At 71.4% G+C, this 14,624-nt stretch carries 13 protein-coding genes; 1 reads left to right on the forward strand and 12 read right to left on the reverse strand.

The features are described 5' to 3' along the window. The first annotated feature begins 3 nt into the window (after positions 1–3). A complete protein-coding gene (locus AC3A5Z_RS01875; protein ID WP_487517711.1) occupies positions 4–2,127 on the forward strand; it encodes a TonB-dependent siderophore receptor in 2,124 nt (707 codons plus the stop codon). Between the two features lie 67 nt (positions 2,128–2,194). On the opposite strand, the gene AC3A5Z_RS01880 is transcribed toward AC3A5Z_RS01875, so the two are convergent. The 12 genes from AC3A5Z_RS01880 to AC3A5Z_RS01935 all read right to left on the reverse strand — a co-directional run bounded on the left by AC3A5Z_RS01880 (position 2,195) and on the right by AC3A5Z_RS01935 (position 14,544). Next, entirely contained in the window at positions 2,195–3,220 is a 1,026-nt protein-coding gene (locus tag AC3A5Z_RS01880; RefSeq protein ID WP_487517712.1) for a siderophore-interacting protein, read from the reverse strand. Between the two features lie 18 nt (positions 3,221–3,238). Continuing rightward, on the reverse strand, positions 3,239–4,012 hold the full coding sequence (locus AC3A5Z_RS01885) for an ABC transporter ATP-binding protein (protein WP_487517713.1): 774 nt from the start codon (positions 4,010–4,012) through the stop codon (positions 3,239–3,241). Beyond that, positions 4,009–4,956 (reverse strand): FecCD family ABC transporter permease, encoded by a 948-nt coding sequence (locus AC3A5Z_RS01890; protein ID WP_487517714.1) that lies wholly within the window; start codon positions 4,954–4,956, stop codon positions 4,009–4,011. The genes AC3A5Z_RS01885 and AC3A5Z_RS01890 overlap by 4 nt, the downstream gene beginning before the upstream one ends. Continuing rightward, a complete protein-coding gene (locus AC3A5Z_RS01895; protein ID WP_487517715.1) occupies positions 4,953–5,942 on the reverse strand; it encodes a FecCD family ABC transporter permease in 990 nt (329 codons plus the stop codon). Before AC3A5Z_RS01895 ends, AC3A5Z_RS01890 begins: the two co-directional genes overlap by 4 nt. Beyond that, positions 5,939–6,919, reverse strand: coding sequence for an ABC transporter substrate-binding protein (locus AC3A5Z_RS01900; protein WP_487517716.1), 981 nt, complete (start codon positions 6,917–6,919; stop codon positions 5,939–5,941). The genes AC3A5Z_RS01895 and AC3A5Z_RS01900 overlap by 4 nt, the downstream gene beginning before the upstream one ends. Then, positions 6,916–7,821, reverse strand: coding sequence for an energy transducer TonB (locus tag AC3A5Z_RS01905; protein ID WP_487517717.1), 906 nt, complete (start codon positions 7,819–7,821; stop codon positions 6,916–6,918). Before AC3A5Z_RS01905 ends, AC3A5Z_RS01900 begins: the two co-directional genes overlap by 4 nt. After that, on the reverse strand, positions 7,818–8,276 hold the full coding sequence (gene exbD / locus AC3A5Z_RS01910; RefSeq protein ID WP_487517718.1) for a TonB system transport protein ExbD: 459 nt from the start codon (positions 8,274–8,276) through the stop codon (positions 7,818–7,820). The genes AC3A5Z_RS01905 and exbD overlap by 4 nt, the downstream gene beginning before the upstream one ends. Before the next feature lie 3 nt (positions 8,277–8,279). Then, positions 8,280–9,299: a tonB-system energizer ExbB gene (exbB, locus tag AC3A5Z_RS01915; protein ID WP_487517719.1), complete on the reverse strand. Its 1,020-nt coding sequence runs from the start codon at positions 9,297–9,299 to the stop codon at positions 8,280–8,282. Positions 9,300–9,422: 123 nt separating this feature from the next. Continuing rightward, the gene (locus tag AC3A5Z_RS01920) at positions 9,423–11,111 is read right to left on the reverse strand and encodes a glycerol-3-phosphate dehydrogenase/oxidase (RefSeq protein ID WP_487517720.1); all 1,689 of its coding nucleotides are present in this window, start codon (positions 11,109–11,111) and stop codon (positions 9,423–9,425) included. A 17-nt stretch (positions 11,112–11,128) separates the two neighbouring features. Then, on the reverse strand, positions 11,129–12,625 hold the full coding sequence (locus tag AC3A5Z_RS01925) for an FGGY-family carbohydrate kinase (protein WP_487517721.1): 1,497 nt from the start codon (positions 12,623–12,625) through the stop codon (positions 11,129–11,131). 1 nt (position 12,626) lies between these two features. Then, entirely contained in the window at positions 12,627–13,496 is an 870-nt protein-coding gene (locus tag AC3A5Z_RS01930; RefSeq protein WP_487517722.1) for a DeoR/GlpR family DNA-binding transcription regulator, read from the reverse strand. A 100-nt stretch (positions 13,497–13,596) separates the two neighbouring features. Next, a complete protein-coding gene (locus tag AC3A5Z_RS01935) occupies positions 13,597–14,544 on the reverse strand; it encodes a substrate-binding domain-containing protein (RefSeq protein ID WP_487517723.1) in 948 nt (315 codons plus the stop codon). Positions 14,545–14,624: the final 80 nt, after the last annotated feature.

The raw sequence follows: 14,624 nt of genomic DNA on the forward strand, positions 1-14,624 counted from the left end.
TCCATGCGCGCCACCTCTCTCGCGCGGCTCATGGGCCACACGGCCCTCGTCGCAGCCCTCCTTCCGCTTCCGCTTCTGGCTCAGGAGGTGACGACTCTCGCTCCCATCGTGCTGGAAGGCGAGAGCGGCACGGATGCGGTGGCCGGTGCGGCCAATCCCGCCACGCTCGCCGGGTCCAAGACTGCGACACCGATCACCGAGATCCCGCAATCGGTCTCGGTCATCGGCGCCGAGACGCTGCAGGCCGCCAATGTCGCCAAGATCGACGAGGCGCTCGGCTATACCGCGGGCGTGATCGGCGCGCCTTATGGCTATGACAGCGACACCAACTGGCACTTCATCCGCGGCTTCGCCTCGACCGCGACCGGCGTGTTCCAGGACGGGCTGGCGCATTACTCCTACGGCTTCGGCGGCTTCTACGTCGATCCCTTCACGCTGGAGCGGATCGAGGTGCTGAAGGGCCCGGCCTCGGTGCTCTACGGCGGGGCGAACCCGGGGGGCCTGCTGAACTACGTCTCCAAGCGCCCGACCGGCACCCCGGGCGGCAGCTACGAGCTCGGGCTTGACGAGAACGGCCGCGTCTGGGCGGGCATCGACGCCAACGGCCTGACCGCCGGAGGCCTCGCCTGGCGCTTCACCGGCAAGACCGAGCGGACCGACGGCTACGGCGTTTTCGAGGATGGCTTCCGCGGCGTGCTGGCCCCCTCGCTCTCCTTCAGCCTCGACGGCGGCACCGACGTGACCCTGCTCGCCAGCTACACGCGCATCGACGAGGATCACGCGGGGGGCTCCTGGCTGCCCTATTACGGCACGGTCGAGGACGCGCCCTTCGGCAGGATCGACCGCGACTTCAACACCGGCGAGCCGGGGCTCGACTGGTACGAACGCGACCAGCTTCTGCTCACCTCGATTGTCGAGCATGATTTCGGCGGCTGGACCCTGACCAACACCACCCGGGCCGGCTGGTCGGATGTGGATGAAAGCTCGGTCTACGGCTTCGGCTATGCCGGCTTTGCCGCCGCGCCGACCGATGCCGACAATATGCTGGCGCGGATCTTCTTCCAGCACCAGACCGAGACGACGACCTTCCTCAACGACCTGCGCGCCGAGACCACGCTGCAGACCGGCGGCGCCGAGCACCGGCTGATGTTCGGGCTGGATCTCAAGCATTTCCGCATGGATCAGGTGCAGGCCTCCATCGCCTTCCCGGATGCGGCGACCGGGCTTTCGGTCACCGACCCGGTCTATGGCGCGGGCCAGATCGAGCCCACGCCCTACATCGACAATGTCGTCACCCAGCAGCAGGTGGGGATCTACGCGCAGGATCAGATCCGCTGGGGCGAGGGCTGGATCGCCACCGCCAATGCCCGCTTCGACGTGGTGAGCCTCGAGGCCGAGGGCACGCCCGCCCTCGACACCACCGATCGCGAGGTCTCGTGGCGGCTGGGGCTGGCCAAGGAACTGCCGGGCGGCGTCACGCCCTATGTCTCGGCGGCGAGCTTCTTCAACCCGCAGATCGGCACCTCCTCGCTCGGCATGCTGGAGCCCGAGACCGGGCGTCAGATCGAGGCCGGGGTGAAATGGGCGCCCGAGGGGATGAACGCGCTCTTCACCGTCGCCGCCTTCGAGATCGAGCGGCAGAACGTGCTGACCGGCCCCTTCCTGCAGGAGACCCAGCTGGGCGAAGTCCGCTCGCGCGGGATCGAGCTTGAGGCCAGGGGCGAGATCGCCAAGGGTCTGGTGCTGACCGCCGAGGCCACGGCGATGGAGGTCGAGGTGACCGAGGACGCCGATGCGACGCTGATCGGCACCACCCCCTATGCCACGGTCGAGAACCACGCCTCGCTGAAGCTGGCCTATGACGTGGCCAGCCTGCCCGGGCTCACGGTGACGGGCGGGGTGCGCTGGCTCGACAGCTCGTGGGTCGATGCGGCCAACACGCAGAAGGTGCCCTCGGTCACGCTGCTCGACGCCGGGGCCAGCTATGACTTCGGCGAGGGCTGGAACGCCAATCTGGCGGTGTCGAACCTGACGGACGAGACCTATGTCGCTTCCTGCCAGACGGCGCTCTCCTGCTTCTACGGCGACGGGCGCAAGGCGAGCCTCGTGCTGCGCAAGAGCTTCTGAAGAGACGCGAAGCAGGCTCCGGTCTGCCGGGCGGGGAACGGGGCGGGGCTGCAGGCCCGCCCCGTTTTCATGCGCTCCAGTAGCCCGCTGCCAGCATCTCGCCCCGCGCCAGCCCCCGCGCGCGCATCCGGGCCCGTGCCGCCGATGCCTCGGCCTCCTCGGCGGCGAACCAGACGAAGCGGCTCGCCTCGGGCGGGGGCAGGGTCAGCCGGTCCAGCGCCTCCAGGAGCCCGCCGCGATCCCCCCGCGTCATCCAGTTCAGCGTGACCCCCGCCGGGCGGACCAGTGCCTGACAGTCGGCGGGATTGGCGATGCGGATCGTCGCCGCGCCGCGCGTCGTCGTGGGCAGCGTCTCGAGAATGCGGGCGATGGCGGGCAGGGCGGTCTCGTCGCCGAAGAGCGCGACCCAGCCCGCCTCGGGCACACCGCCGCCGCCCGGGCCGATCAGCCCCACCCGCGTTCCGGGCTGCACCCTGTCGCACCAGCCGGTCGCCTGCCCGCCCTCATGCCGGAACAGGTCGAACTCCAGCCAGCCCGCCGCGGCATCGAGCCGGCGCACCGTATAGGCCGGGCAATGCAGCTTCGCGTCCCCCTCGGGCCAGCGCGTGCGCCCGGTGGCGTCGATCCTCGGCCAGAGCGGCGCACGGCCCTCGGGCGGCAGCAGCAGCCGCAGATGCAGCCCCGGCCCGGCAAAGCGCGCGACATCCCCCGCCACCCGCACCCGCCGGAACCCCGGAGAGATCGGCGTCACCGAGACGATCTCGACCAGCCGCAGGTTCGGCGCCAGCATCCCCTCGGGCAGGAGCGCGTCCCAGATCACCCGGTCACCGGCGGCGTCCAGGAGATAGGCCGTCACCTCGCGCATCACATGCAGCGCCGCCGCATCCCGCGCCGCCAGCCGCAGCACCGCGCGGTCGCCTTCCAGAGCAACCCGCGCGGTGCTGCCGTCATACCGCAGCTCGATCCCGGCGCCGAGCGTGCGGCATTCCACCTCGCGCAGCGGCGCCACCTCGCGCAGATGCGCGATCACGGCGGCACCTCCGGCGATCTGTCCGGTCACGGTCGCGGGCGGCGGCAGGGCCTCGGCGTTCATGGGCTCTCCTTCACGGGGTCAGAGCGGCAGCACCAGCGGCGTGCCATGGACAGGATCGGCGATCACCTCGGCGCGCAGGCCGAAGGCGGTTTCCAGCGCGGCAGGGGTCAGCACATCGGCGGGGCTGCCGGTGGCCTGCACCCGGCCCGCGCGCATCAGCACCAGATGATCGGCAAAGCGCGCGGCAAGGCTCAGGTCGTGCAGCACCACGACGATGCTGCGCCCGGCCTCGCGGTTCAGCCGGCGCAGGAGCGCCAGAACCTCGATCTGATGCGCGAGGTCGAGCCATGTCGTCGGCTCGTCGAGCAGCAGATGCGGTGTCTCCTGCGCCAGAGCCAGCGCGATCCAGACCCGCTGGCGCTGCCCGCCCGACAGCTCGGCCAAGGGCCGCGCCGCCAGATCGGCAGTGCCGGTGGCCTCCAGCGCGGCATGGCGCGCGGCCTCGTCGGCGGCGCTCCAGGGTGCGAAGATCCCGCGCCACGGCGCACGGCCGCGGGCGACCAGATCGGCAACGGTGATGCCTTCGGGGGCCAGTGGCGCCTGCGGCAAGAGCCCCAGCCTGCGGGCCAGCATCCGGGTCGGCTGCGCGGCCAGATCCCGCCCGTCCAGCGTCACCCGGCCCGAGACCGGCTTCAGGATGCGCGCGAGCGCCTTGAGCAGCGTCGATTTCCCGCAGCCGTTCGGCCCGATGATCGCCGTCACCGCGCCCGGCGGCAGCGCCAGCGTCAGATCCTCGATCACCCGGCGGCCGTCATAGGCCAGCGTCAGATGCTCCGCCCGCAATCCGGTCATGTCATGCTCCGCGACAGAAGCCACAGCATGTAGGGCGCGCCCAGCATGCCGGTCATCACCCCGAGGGGCAGTTGCACCCCCGGCACCGCCGTCCGGGCCGCGAGATCTGCGAGCACCGTCAGCGCCGCCCCGGTCAAGGCCGCCCCTGCCAGCCGTCGCCCGGTCCCCGCGTCGCGCAGCACTGCGCGGGCGAGGGGGGGCGCCATCAGCGCGACGAAGGGTACCGGCCCCATCACCGCGACTGCCGCCGCCGCCAGCCCCACCCCCAGCACCGCCAGCCCGCCCCGCGCCGCCGAAACCCGCAGACCCAGCCCCGCAGCCAGATCGTCGCCCAGCTCCAGAAGCGCCAGAGGCCGCGCCAGCGTCGCCGCGGCAAAGGCCAGCGCGGCGAGGCTCAGCCCGATCTGCAGCGCATGGTCCCAATTCCGCGCGGCCAGCGACCCGGTGAGCCAGCGCTGCGCCTCGGTTGCCTCGGGCCCGGTCAGCCGCGTCATCAGAAATCCGGTGACCGCGTTCAGGGTGAAGCCCACGCCGATGCCGACGAGGATCAGCCGCATCGGTACCACCCCGCCGCGCCCCGCCGCGCTGATGCCCACGATCACCGCCGCCAAGAGCCCGCCTAGCGCCGCCCCCAGCGTGGCCGACAGCCCGCCGAAGACCACCGTCACCAGTGCCCCGAGCCCCGCGCCCGAGGTGAAGCCCAGCACTTCGGGCGAGGCGAGCGGATTGCGCAGCAGCGATTGGAAGATCGCCCCCGACAGCCCCAGCGCCGCACCGGCCAGCGCCCCGGTCGCCACCCGCGGCCCGCGCAGCACCGACAGCATCAGGGCCCCCGGCGCCTCGCCCCAGAGCCCGCGCCAGAGCTGGAGCGGACCGAGCAGCACCTCGCCCAGCGACAGCGCCAGAAGGCAGGCAAGCACCAGCGCCGGCACGAGACCCTTCATGCCACCGCCCCCGGCCGCATCCGCCGCGCCAGCAAGACGAAGGCCGGACCACCCATCAGCGCCGTCATCACGCCCGCGCGCACCTCGCCCGGCGGCAGGGCGATACGGCCGAGCACATCGGCGCAGAGCAGCACCATCGGCCCGAGCAGCGCCGACGCCGCCAGCATCGGGCGGGTCTGCGTGCCGACAAGCCAGCGCGCCAGATGCGGCACCACCAGCCCGAGGAAGACCAGCGGCCCCGCGACCATCACCGCCGCGCCCGACAGCGCCGTCACCGCCGCCAGCACCGCCGACCGGGCCAGCCCGACGCGCACGCCCAGCGACCGCGCCGTGGCATCGCCCAGCGACAGCGCATCAAGCGCGCTGCCCGAGGCCAGCGCCAGCAGCGCCCCCGCTGCCGCGACCGCGGCCATCGGCCCCAGCGGGCGCGAGGCCGCATCGGAGAGCGAGCCAACAACCCAGAAGCGGTAGACGTCCAGGGCCTCGCTGCGCATCAGAACCAACGCCGAGACCAGCGACAGCAGCAGCGCGCTCATTGCCGCCCCGGCCAGCGTCATCCGCACCGGCCCGCCGCCCGCCATCCCGCCGCCCAGCACGAAGACGGCGACGGCGGCCAGCGCCGCCCCGGCAAAGGCCAGCCCCGACAGCATCGCCGTGCTGCCGAGCCCGAAGGCGAAGGCGCCGAAGACCACGGCGAAACTCGCCCCCGCATTGATCCCCATGATCCCCGGCTCGGCCAGCGGGTTGCGCGTCAGCCCCTGCATCAGCACCCCCGCCATGCCCAGCGACACCCCGGCGATCAGCCCGGCGATCAGCCGGGGCAGGCGCAGCGCCTGCAGCACGATGCTGGCCGGATCGTCGGGATCGGCGGTGGTCAGCCCGGCCCGGACTTCGGTCAGCGACAGCGGACGCGCGCCGACGCAGAGGCTCAGCGCCACTGCGACCGCAAGGGCCGCCGTCATCCCGAGCCAGAGCGCCGGTCTCACGGCGCCAACTGCGCTTCCTGCGCCGAGGGCACCCCCGTCGCCGGATCGCCGTCGATGGCGGCCTCGAGCTCGGGCACCAGACGGTCCAGCGCATAGGGCAGGCTCAACAGGCTGGCGTGGCTCATCGCCGAGCCGAGCAGCGCATCGGCCAGCACTTCGCGGCCTTCGCCATGGGCGCGCAGGGTAGGGCGCAGCGGCAGGTCGCGCAGCGGCCCGGTATCGCCGTCGCTCGACACCCAGACCAGCAGATCCGCATCGAGCAGCCCCAGATCCTCGGGCGACAGTTCGGCAAAGAAGCCGTCGCCAAGCGCCGCGACCGCGGGCGGGGTGACGAAGCCGAGTTCAGCCAGCAAGTTCACCCGGCTGTCCCCCGGCAGGAAAGCCCCCGGCGTGCCGCTCCAGAGATAGGCGGCGACGGCACTGCGCCCCTGCCACTCGGGATGCTCGGCGCGCAGCCCTGCCAGCCGGTCGCGGATCGCGGTCACCTGCGCCTCGGCCTCGGCCAGATGCCCGGTGGCGCGGCCCAGCGTCAGCGCCTGCACGTCCCAAGGCGTCGAGAAGCCGCCATAGCGCGCCTCGGAAGCGACGGTCGGCGCGATCTGCGACAGCACCGCATATTCCTCGGCGGTGATGCCCGAAGACACCGCGAGGATCAGGTCGGGCGCCAGCGCCGCCACCCGCTCCATCGAGACCTCGCCCTGCAGCACCTCGGGCCGCGCCTCTCCCAGCGCCGGCTCGGCCCAGGGCCAGACCCCGTTCGGCACATCGCCGAACCAGTAGCGCAGCGCCACCGGCACGACGCCGATGGCCAGCAGATCGTCATGCCCGACGTAGCCGAGCGACACGACGCGCTGCGGCTGCTCGGGCACCACCGTCTCGCCGAAGGCATGCTCGAAGCGTTGCGGAAAGTCCTGCGCCAAGGCAGGGAAACCGAGCAGCAGAAGGGCTGCGAGGGCGGCAAAGGAACGGCGCATCATCTGAAATCGATCGGCAACTGGAAAGGATAGCTCGCCTGCGTCAGCTGCGGCGGCGCCGCGGCGAAGCGGCCGGCGGAGCGGATCGCCTTCAGCACCGCCGCATCAAGCGCCTGATTGCCGGAGGAACGGGCGATGGCCGCCGACAGCAGGCTGCCATTGCGCGCCACGTCGAGCCGGATCACGACCGACCCCCGCGCGCGGCGCGGCGCGACAGCGCGTTTCTGGATCTTTGCGCGGATGCTGTTGCCCCAGCGGGCGGTGAGATCGTTGAGTTGACCCTGAGGCACCGCCGCCTGGCTCGGCGCGCGGCTGGCCGAGGGGGCGCTCGCCTGCCGCTGCTGGCGCGGTGCCTCGGGCTCTGCGCGCCTGCGCTCCGGCTCGGCCCGGCGCTCGGGTTTCGGTTCCGGCTTCAGCTCGGGGCGCGGGCGCGGGCGGATGTCCGGGATCTGCGCGATCTCGGGCTCCGGCTCCAGCTCGGGCTCCGGAGGAGGCGGCGGCGGTTCGGGGCTGAAACTGTCGGGCGGCAGCGCCATGTCGGGCAGCTCTGCAAGATCGGTCGGCGGGCGGATGTCGGGCGGCGGCGGGCTCAGCTCGGGCGGCGCCTCGACCGGCGGCTCGGGCTCCAGCTCCGGTTCGGGCAGCTCGCTCATCGGCGTTTCCGGCGCGAACTCGGGCAGGGCGGCGGCCGAGGAGGGCGGTTCGGGCGCGAGGTCGAGGAAGACCACCGCCTCGCTTTCGGCCTCGCCGCCCAGCCTGTCCTCCAGCCGCATCGCCAGTGCGGCGGTCGCCGTCGCCAGCAGCGCCACGCTCAGCGCGGCCCCGGTCCAGGCCAAGGCCTCGCGCCGGCGCGTGCCCGGCCCGAGGCTTTGGTGCCAGTCGCTGAAGGCGGGCGCGCGGCTCATGGCGCGGCCCCCGAGACGGTGCCCGAGGCCGCACCGGCAGCGGCGCCCGCTTCCAGCCCGACCAGTGCAACCTTCAGATAGCCCGCCCCGCGCAGCAGGTTCATCACCGTCATCACCTCGCCATAGGCGACGGTCTCATCGGCGCGCAGGAAGATCCGCGTCTCGCGGTCGCCCCCGGTTGCCGCCTCCAGCGCTGCCCCCAGCCCCTCGCGTGCCACCGGCGCGTTGCCCAGCGACAGCGCCAGATCGCGCTGCAGGCTCAGCCAGACCGGCTCCTCCGGGCGCTGCGAGGCGGGGGCGCTGGAGCCGGGCAGATCGACCGGCACATCGACCGTCGACAAGGGCGCCGCCACCATGAAGATGATCAGCAGCACGAGGATGACGTCGATGAACGGCGTCACGTTGATCTCGTGATTGACCTCCAGCTCGTCGCCACGCTGCCGTCCGCCTGCCATGGCTCAAACCCTCCCGCCCGGAAGCCCCGCGCGGCGCATGTCGAGATCGCGGCTCAGGAGCCGCTCGACCCCGGCGCCGGAATCGGCCAGCGTCACCCGCCATGCCGCGATGGAGCGGACGAAGTGGTTGTAGATCACCACCGCCGGAATGGCCGCGACCAGACCCATCGCCGTCGCCAGCAGCGCTTCGGCGATGCCCGGGGCCACGACGGCGAGGTTTGTCGTCTGGCTTTCGGAAATCCCGATGAAGGCGTTCATGATGCCCCAGACCGTGCCGAACAGCCCGACGAAGGGCCCGGTGGAGCCGATGGTGGCCAGAAGCCCGATGCCGCGCCGCAGCCGCTCGCCCGCCTGCACCTCAACCCGTTCGACGATGCTGCGCACCCGTTCCTTCACGCCCTCCGGTCCCGCGCCATCCAGCGCAGCCTCGGAAGCGCGAAGCTCCTCGAGCGCCGCGCGGGCCATGAAGGCCGCCGGGTCGCGCCGCGCGCCCAGCCGGTCCGCCGCCTGCGCCAGTGTCGTGGCCCCGCGGATCGATCCCGCCGAGGCGACGAGCCTGCGCCGCGCGATCCACAGTTCCACCGCCTTGAACAGCAGCACCGTCCAGGTGAGAAAACTCGCCGCCACCAGCGCGATCATCACCGCCTTCACTACCGGATGCGCCGCCTGATACATGCCCCAGGGCGTCAGGTCATGCGGCAAGGGGGCTGCGGCCTCTGGCGGGACGGGGGCATCGAAGGTGGGGGCTTCGGCTGCGGGCGCTGCGGCATCGCCTGCCGGAAGGGCAGGCGCCTCAGTTGGAGCGGCGGGGGCTGCCTGCGCCGGGGCGGGCGGTTCCGTCGCGGGGGCAGGCAGGGCCGGGGCCGCCTCGGTCGCAGGGGCCGCGGGCTGGCTCAGCTCGGGGGCGGCATCGAAGACCTGCGGCGCGCCGGTCTCCTGCGCCGTCGCTTGCGAAACCGCCAGCAGGGAAAGGAGAACCGCGGTGAAAGCCACGGGGCGCAGGCGGGGATCAGGGCAAACCATCAAAGCCTTCCGGGAGTGGTCGGGAGCGCCGGGGCGCCTTGGGAATATCAGATGGCTAGGACGCCCTGCAGCAGGCAGGGAGTCGCGGGCTGTCCGTGGCTTACCCTATGTTGAGCGAAACAGTCAAGTTTGAGGCAAATTGCCCGTTTCCGCCGCCCCTCGCATCCGATGCACCGACGCAAGATGCCCCGCCGTCGCCGCGATCTCCTCGGCGCGGCGGGCGTCGTCCCACCCCAGCGCCTCGGCCGCGACGGTGGCGATCCGCTCCAGATCGCGCAGGCTCAGGCTGCCGGTGATCGCCAGCGTGCTGCGCCGCATCACCAGATCGGACAGATGCACCACCTGCTCGTTGCGCGCCAGCCAGTCGAACTCGGTCAGCCCGTAGCCCGCCGCATCCTCCAGCCGCGCCGCGCCCCAGTGGCTTTCATGCCCCAGGATTTGCCGCGCCGTGCTGCCGTAGCGCGCCAGCAGCTCCGCCACCCGCGCCCCGCTCTGCCCGGTCTCGCGCGCTACCTCCGCGATCCAGTGGTCCCGCTCGGCAGGCGAGGGGAAGCCCTTGCCACCGCCGATCGCCAGCGCGCGGGTCGAGACGCGGCGCGGGCGCGAGAGTCGGGAAAGCAGCGTGTCGGCGACCTCCTCGGCAAAGCCGCGGAAGGTCGTCCACTTGCCGCCGACCAGTGACAGGATCGGAAACGGCCGCCCCGGCGCGGGCTCGATCACCGGCGCCGAATGGTCCCGGCTGATCAGGCCCGGCTGCGTCGCATCCGAGGCGGGCAGCGGCCTGATGCCGCTATAGGCATAGACGATCTGGCTCTCGTCGAAGGCCAGCCCCGGCAGCAGCCCGCGCAGCGCCTCGAGGAAATAGCCGATCTCCGGTGCCTCGCAGCGCACCGCGTCGGGGTTGGCCGCGGGGATGTCGGTGGAGCCGACCAGCGCCTTGCCGAGATAATCGAAGACCAGACAGATCCGCCCGTCATCCGCCTCGAAATAGATCATCCGCCCCTTCAGGGCCCGCAACAGCTCGGGATGGTCGAGCAGGACATGCGAGCCCTTTGTGCCGCCGATCAGCTTGCTCGGCGCGCCGAGGCTGGCGTTCACCGCATCGATCCACGGCCCCGCGGCATTGACCACGATCCGCGGGCGGAGCGCCATTTCGGAGCCGTCGGCGCGGGCGATGCGCAGCACGCCCTCCGCGGCCTCGGTCAGCTGGGCATAGGTCTCGGCTCCCGCGCGCGGGTTGGCGGCGAGCCCGTCCTGCACCAGCTCCAGCACCAGCCGCTCCGGGCGGCTGATCTTGGCGTCGTAATAGGTGCCGACCGCGACGATGGCGGGGGTCAGCGGCGGCATGTCGCGCAACGCCCGGCCCTTCGACACCAGACGGTGGCGCGGCATGACCCGGTGGCGGCGCCCGTAGAAATCGTAGAGCGCGAGGCCGATCTTGATCAGCACCGCGCCTCGGCTGCGCGGGGCGCTGGTGGTGCCGAAGAGCGTGCGCAGCGCGGCGGGGATGCCCTTGGTCCAGCTGAAGATCGGGATCATCGTCGGCAGCGGCTCGACGCAATGCGGCGCGTTGGTCAGCAGCAGGTTCCGCTCCAGCGTCGACTGCGCCACGAGGCCGAACTCGCCGGTCTCGAGATACTTCAGCCCGCCGTGGATCAGCCGCGACGGCGCTGCACTGGTGCCGGAACCGAAATCGCCCTTGTCGACGATCACGCAGTCCACCCCCTGCTCGCAGAGATCGCGGAACAGCCCCGCGCCATTCACCCCCGCGCCGAGGATCAGCACGTCGATGTCGCGGACCGCTTCGGTCATGGTCTGTCCCTCCGGGGTCATGCCAGCGCCTCGATCTCGGGCCAGAGCGGCGCCATCGTCTCGGCCACGCGGCAGAACAGCCGGTAGCGGCGGTCATAGGCGGCGGCACGGTCGGGGTCGGGCGTGTAGGTCTCGCAGGCGATCCGGCGCGGGTCGTGCTGCGGCGAAGGGTAGATCCCCACCCCCGCCCCGGCACAGAGCGCGGCACCCCAGGCGGCGGCCTCGTCGGTGTCGGTCACCGTCACCGGCATGCCCAGCACGTCGGCGAACATCCGGGCGAAGGCCGGATTGCGCGAGGCCCCCCCGGTCAGCCGCGCCGCCGTCACAGGGAAGCCGTCGCGCAGCGCATCGACATGGGCGCGGTGGTTGAAGGCGATGCCCTCCAGCACCGCGCGCAGAAGGTCGCCCCGCTCGTGCCAGCCACGCAGCCCGAGGAAGCTGGCGCTGGCCAGTGGCCCCTGCGGCGAGCCGAAGAGATACGGGTGGAACAGCACGGTCGAGGGCCGCGCCAGCGCCGCGTCGATCTCGGCGGCAAGCCGGGCATGGATGTCCGCTCCCGCCGCGGCCTTGTCGCTCTGGCAGAGCGTGTCGAGAAACCAGTCATAATTCGCCGCAGAGGCGGGCGAGATCGCCATGTTGTTCCACGCGCCCGGCGCGATGGCGTTGCGGCAGAACCAGCGCGCATCGACCTTGGGCCGGGCCGAGACGACCTCGTTGATCGAATAGGTCCCGGCGACGATGGCGACCGTCCCCTCGGCATGGCCGCCGATCCCGAGGGCGGAGGCTGTCACGTCGTGCAGCCCGGCCACGACCGGCGTGCCCTGCACCAGCCCCGTCAGCCGGGCGGCGGCTTGGGTGACATGACCCACCACCTCCGCCGATCCGGCGACCGGGGGCAGGGCGCCCTGCAGCGCCGACAACCCGTAGAGCCGCAGGATTTCCGGGTCGTAGGCCTGCGTCGCCACATGGGTGAAGGAGGTGCTTGCCTCGGTCCGGTCGGTGCCGAGGCTGCCGGTCAGGCAGAACCGCAGCCAGTCCTTGCAGGCCAGCACATGGGCGATGCGCGCAAAACGCTCCGGCTCGTGGTCCCTGATCCAGGCCAGCAGCGCCGAGGGGGCGGAGGCATGCGGCAGCTGCCCGCTGAGCGCGAGGGCGGCCTCGGCGGTGCCGTCCCGCATCCAGCCCGCAACCTCGTCTCCGGAGCGGCTGTCCAGCGACAGGATGCCGGGGCCGAGCGAGCGGCACTCGGCGTCGAGCAGGTAGACCCCGTCGCCATGCGCCGTCGCCGCCACCCCGAGGATGTCGCCCGCCGGGCGGCCGCTCAGTGCGATGGCTTCGGCAATTGCCTCGGCGGTGGCCTGCCACAGCCCGTCCATGTCGCGCTCGACATGGCGCGGCGCGGGCATCCGCTGCGGCACCCGGCGGCGGGCGACGGAAAGTTGACGGCCGTCAACATCGAAGATCACTGCCTTGGTGACGGTGAGCCCGTTGTCCAGCCCCAGAAGGCTCGGCATTTCAGGCCTCCCCGGCAGGCTGCGGGCGCGGCACCGGGGCGATCACCACGTTCACCCCCTTGTCACGCATCCGCGCCAGATGTTCGGCGGGGGTGCGGTCGTCGACGATCACCACGTCGAAATCGGTCAGCGCCGCCAGCCCGTGCAGGGCGCGGCGGTCGAACTTGCTGTGATCGGCCAGAAGCACCCGCATGGCGGAGGAGTCGAGCATGGCACGCTTGGTCTCCACCATGTCGGGCGACTGGTGGAACACGATGTCATCGGTGATCGCGGCCATCGACAGGAACACCCGGTCGGCGCGCAGCCGCGAGATCTCCGCCGTGGTCATCCGCCCCATGAAGGCGTTGCACCAGTGATGGAACTGGCCGCCAAGACCCAGCAGCGTCAGGTCGCGCACGTCCTTCAGCGCGGTCATCAGCGTCAGCGAATTGGTGATCGCGGTCAGCGGCACCTTGGCCGGCAGATGCGCCGCCATCTGCAGCACGGTGGTGGAATCGTCGAAGAAGATCGCCTGTCCCGGTTCGACGAACTGCATCGCCGCCTCGGCAATGGCGCGCTTTTCCGGCGACTGGCGGCTGGAGCGGTAGATGTCGCTCGACTCGATCAGGCTGGTCGGTGCGGCCGAGACGAGACCGCGCGACTTGCGCAGGAGCCCGCGGCTCACCAGCTCGTCGAGGTCGCGATGCGCGGTCATCAGGCTGATGCCGAACCGCTCGGTCAGATCCTCGATCCGCATGCTGCCCTCGGCCATCACCGCCTCGGCGATCAGCTGGCGGCGGGCAAGCTGGCGGGCGTGGCGGCTGTCGCTCGGCACCTGGTCCGAGACGAGGCGTTCGACGGCATCTTCGAAGGTCATGGCGGTGTCGGTCATTGGTGCTCTCCACCCCGGTGCCATAGCGTGCGTTGCGGGAAAAGGCCAAAGACCTGCTTCGGCAGGGAAGGGGGCGCCGTGACCGGCACCCCCGCTTGCATCACTCGCTCAGCACGAAGGGAGCGGTGTATTTGTCGACGTTGTCGGCCGTGATCAGCAGGCAGTCGAACAGCTGCTTCTCGCTGTCGACGCCGGTTGCGCCGGTCTTGATGAAGCTGTCGGCCTGACGCACCGCCTCGGCCGAGAAGACCGCGACCGGCTGCAGCACGGTATATTGCAGCTCGCCCGCCTTGATCGCCTCGACCGCATCCGGCGAACCGTCGAAGCCGCCGACCTTCACGCCCTCCAGCTTGCCCGCTTCCTTCAGCGCGGCGATCGCCCCCAGCGCCATCTCGTCATTGCCCGAGATCACGCCGATGATGTCGGGGTTGGCCTGCAGCATGGACTGCATCTTGTTGTAGCCCTTGGTGCGGTCCCAGTCGGCCACTTCCTGCGCGGCCTTCACGAGGTCGGGATACTGGGTCAGCACGGTCTCGTAGCCGTTCGACCGGGTGGCGGCGTTGTTGTCGGCGGGGTTGCCGAACAGCTCGACATAGTTGCCGGTCTCGCCCACCGCCTCGACCCATTGCGCGGCCCCGAGTGCGGCGCCCTGTGCGTTGTTCGACACGAGCTGCGATTTCGCCAGACCTTCCTGGTTGATCTCGGCGTTGACGAGGAACACCGGGATGCCCGCATCGACGGCCTTCTTCACCGCACCGACCGACCCGTCGGCATTCGCCGGATCGAGGATGATCGCCACCGACTTGTTGGTGATGGCGGTATCGACCAGCGTGCTTTCGGTATTGGTGTCGCCCTTGTGGGCGCCGACCGAGGCGGTGTAGCCCATCTCCTCGGCGGTGGCCTTGGCGACCTCGCCTTCGGTGAACCAGTAGGGGTTCGCCGGATCGTTGACGATGATGGTGATCAGGCCCTCGGCCCAGGCCGAACCGGCCAGCAGCGGGGTCGCTGCGACGGCGGCCAGAAGCAGGCGCTTTCCTTTGGTAAGCATGTGGTCTCTCTCCCTTTGGTGTGTTGACGTGGTGCCGCGCGCGCGGCGTTGCTTTCCGCCGGGGCCCGCTCCTCGCGGCG

The organism is Cereibacter sp. Soil_C_27, assembly GCF_057657095.1.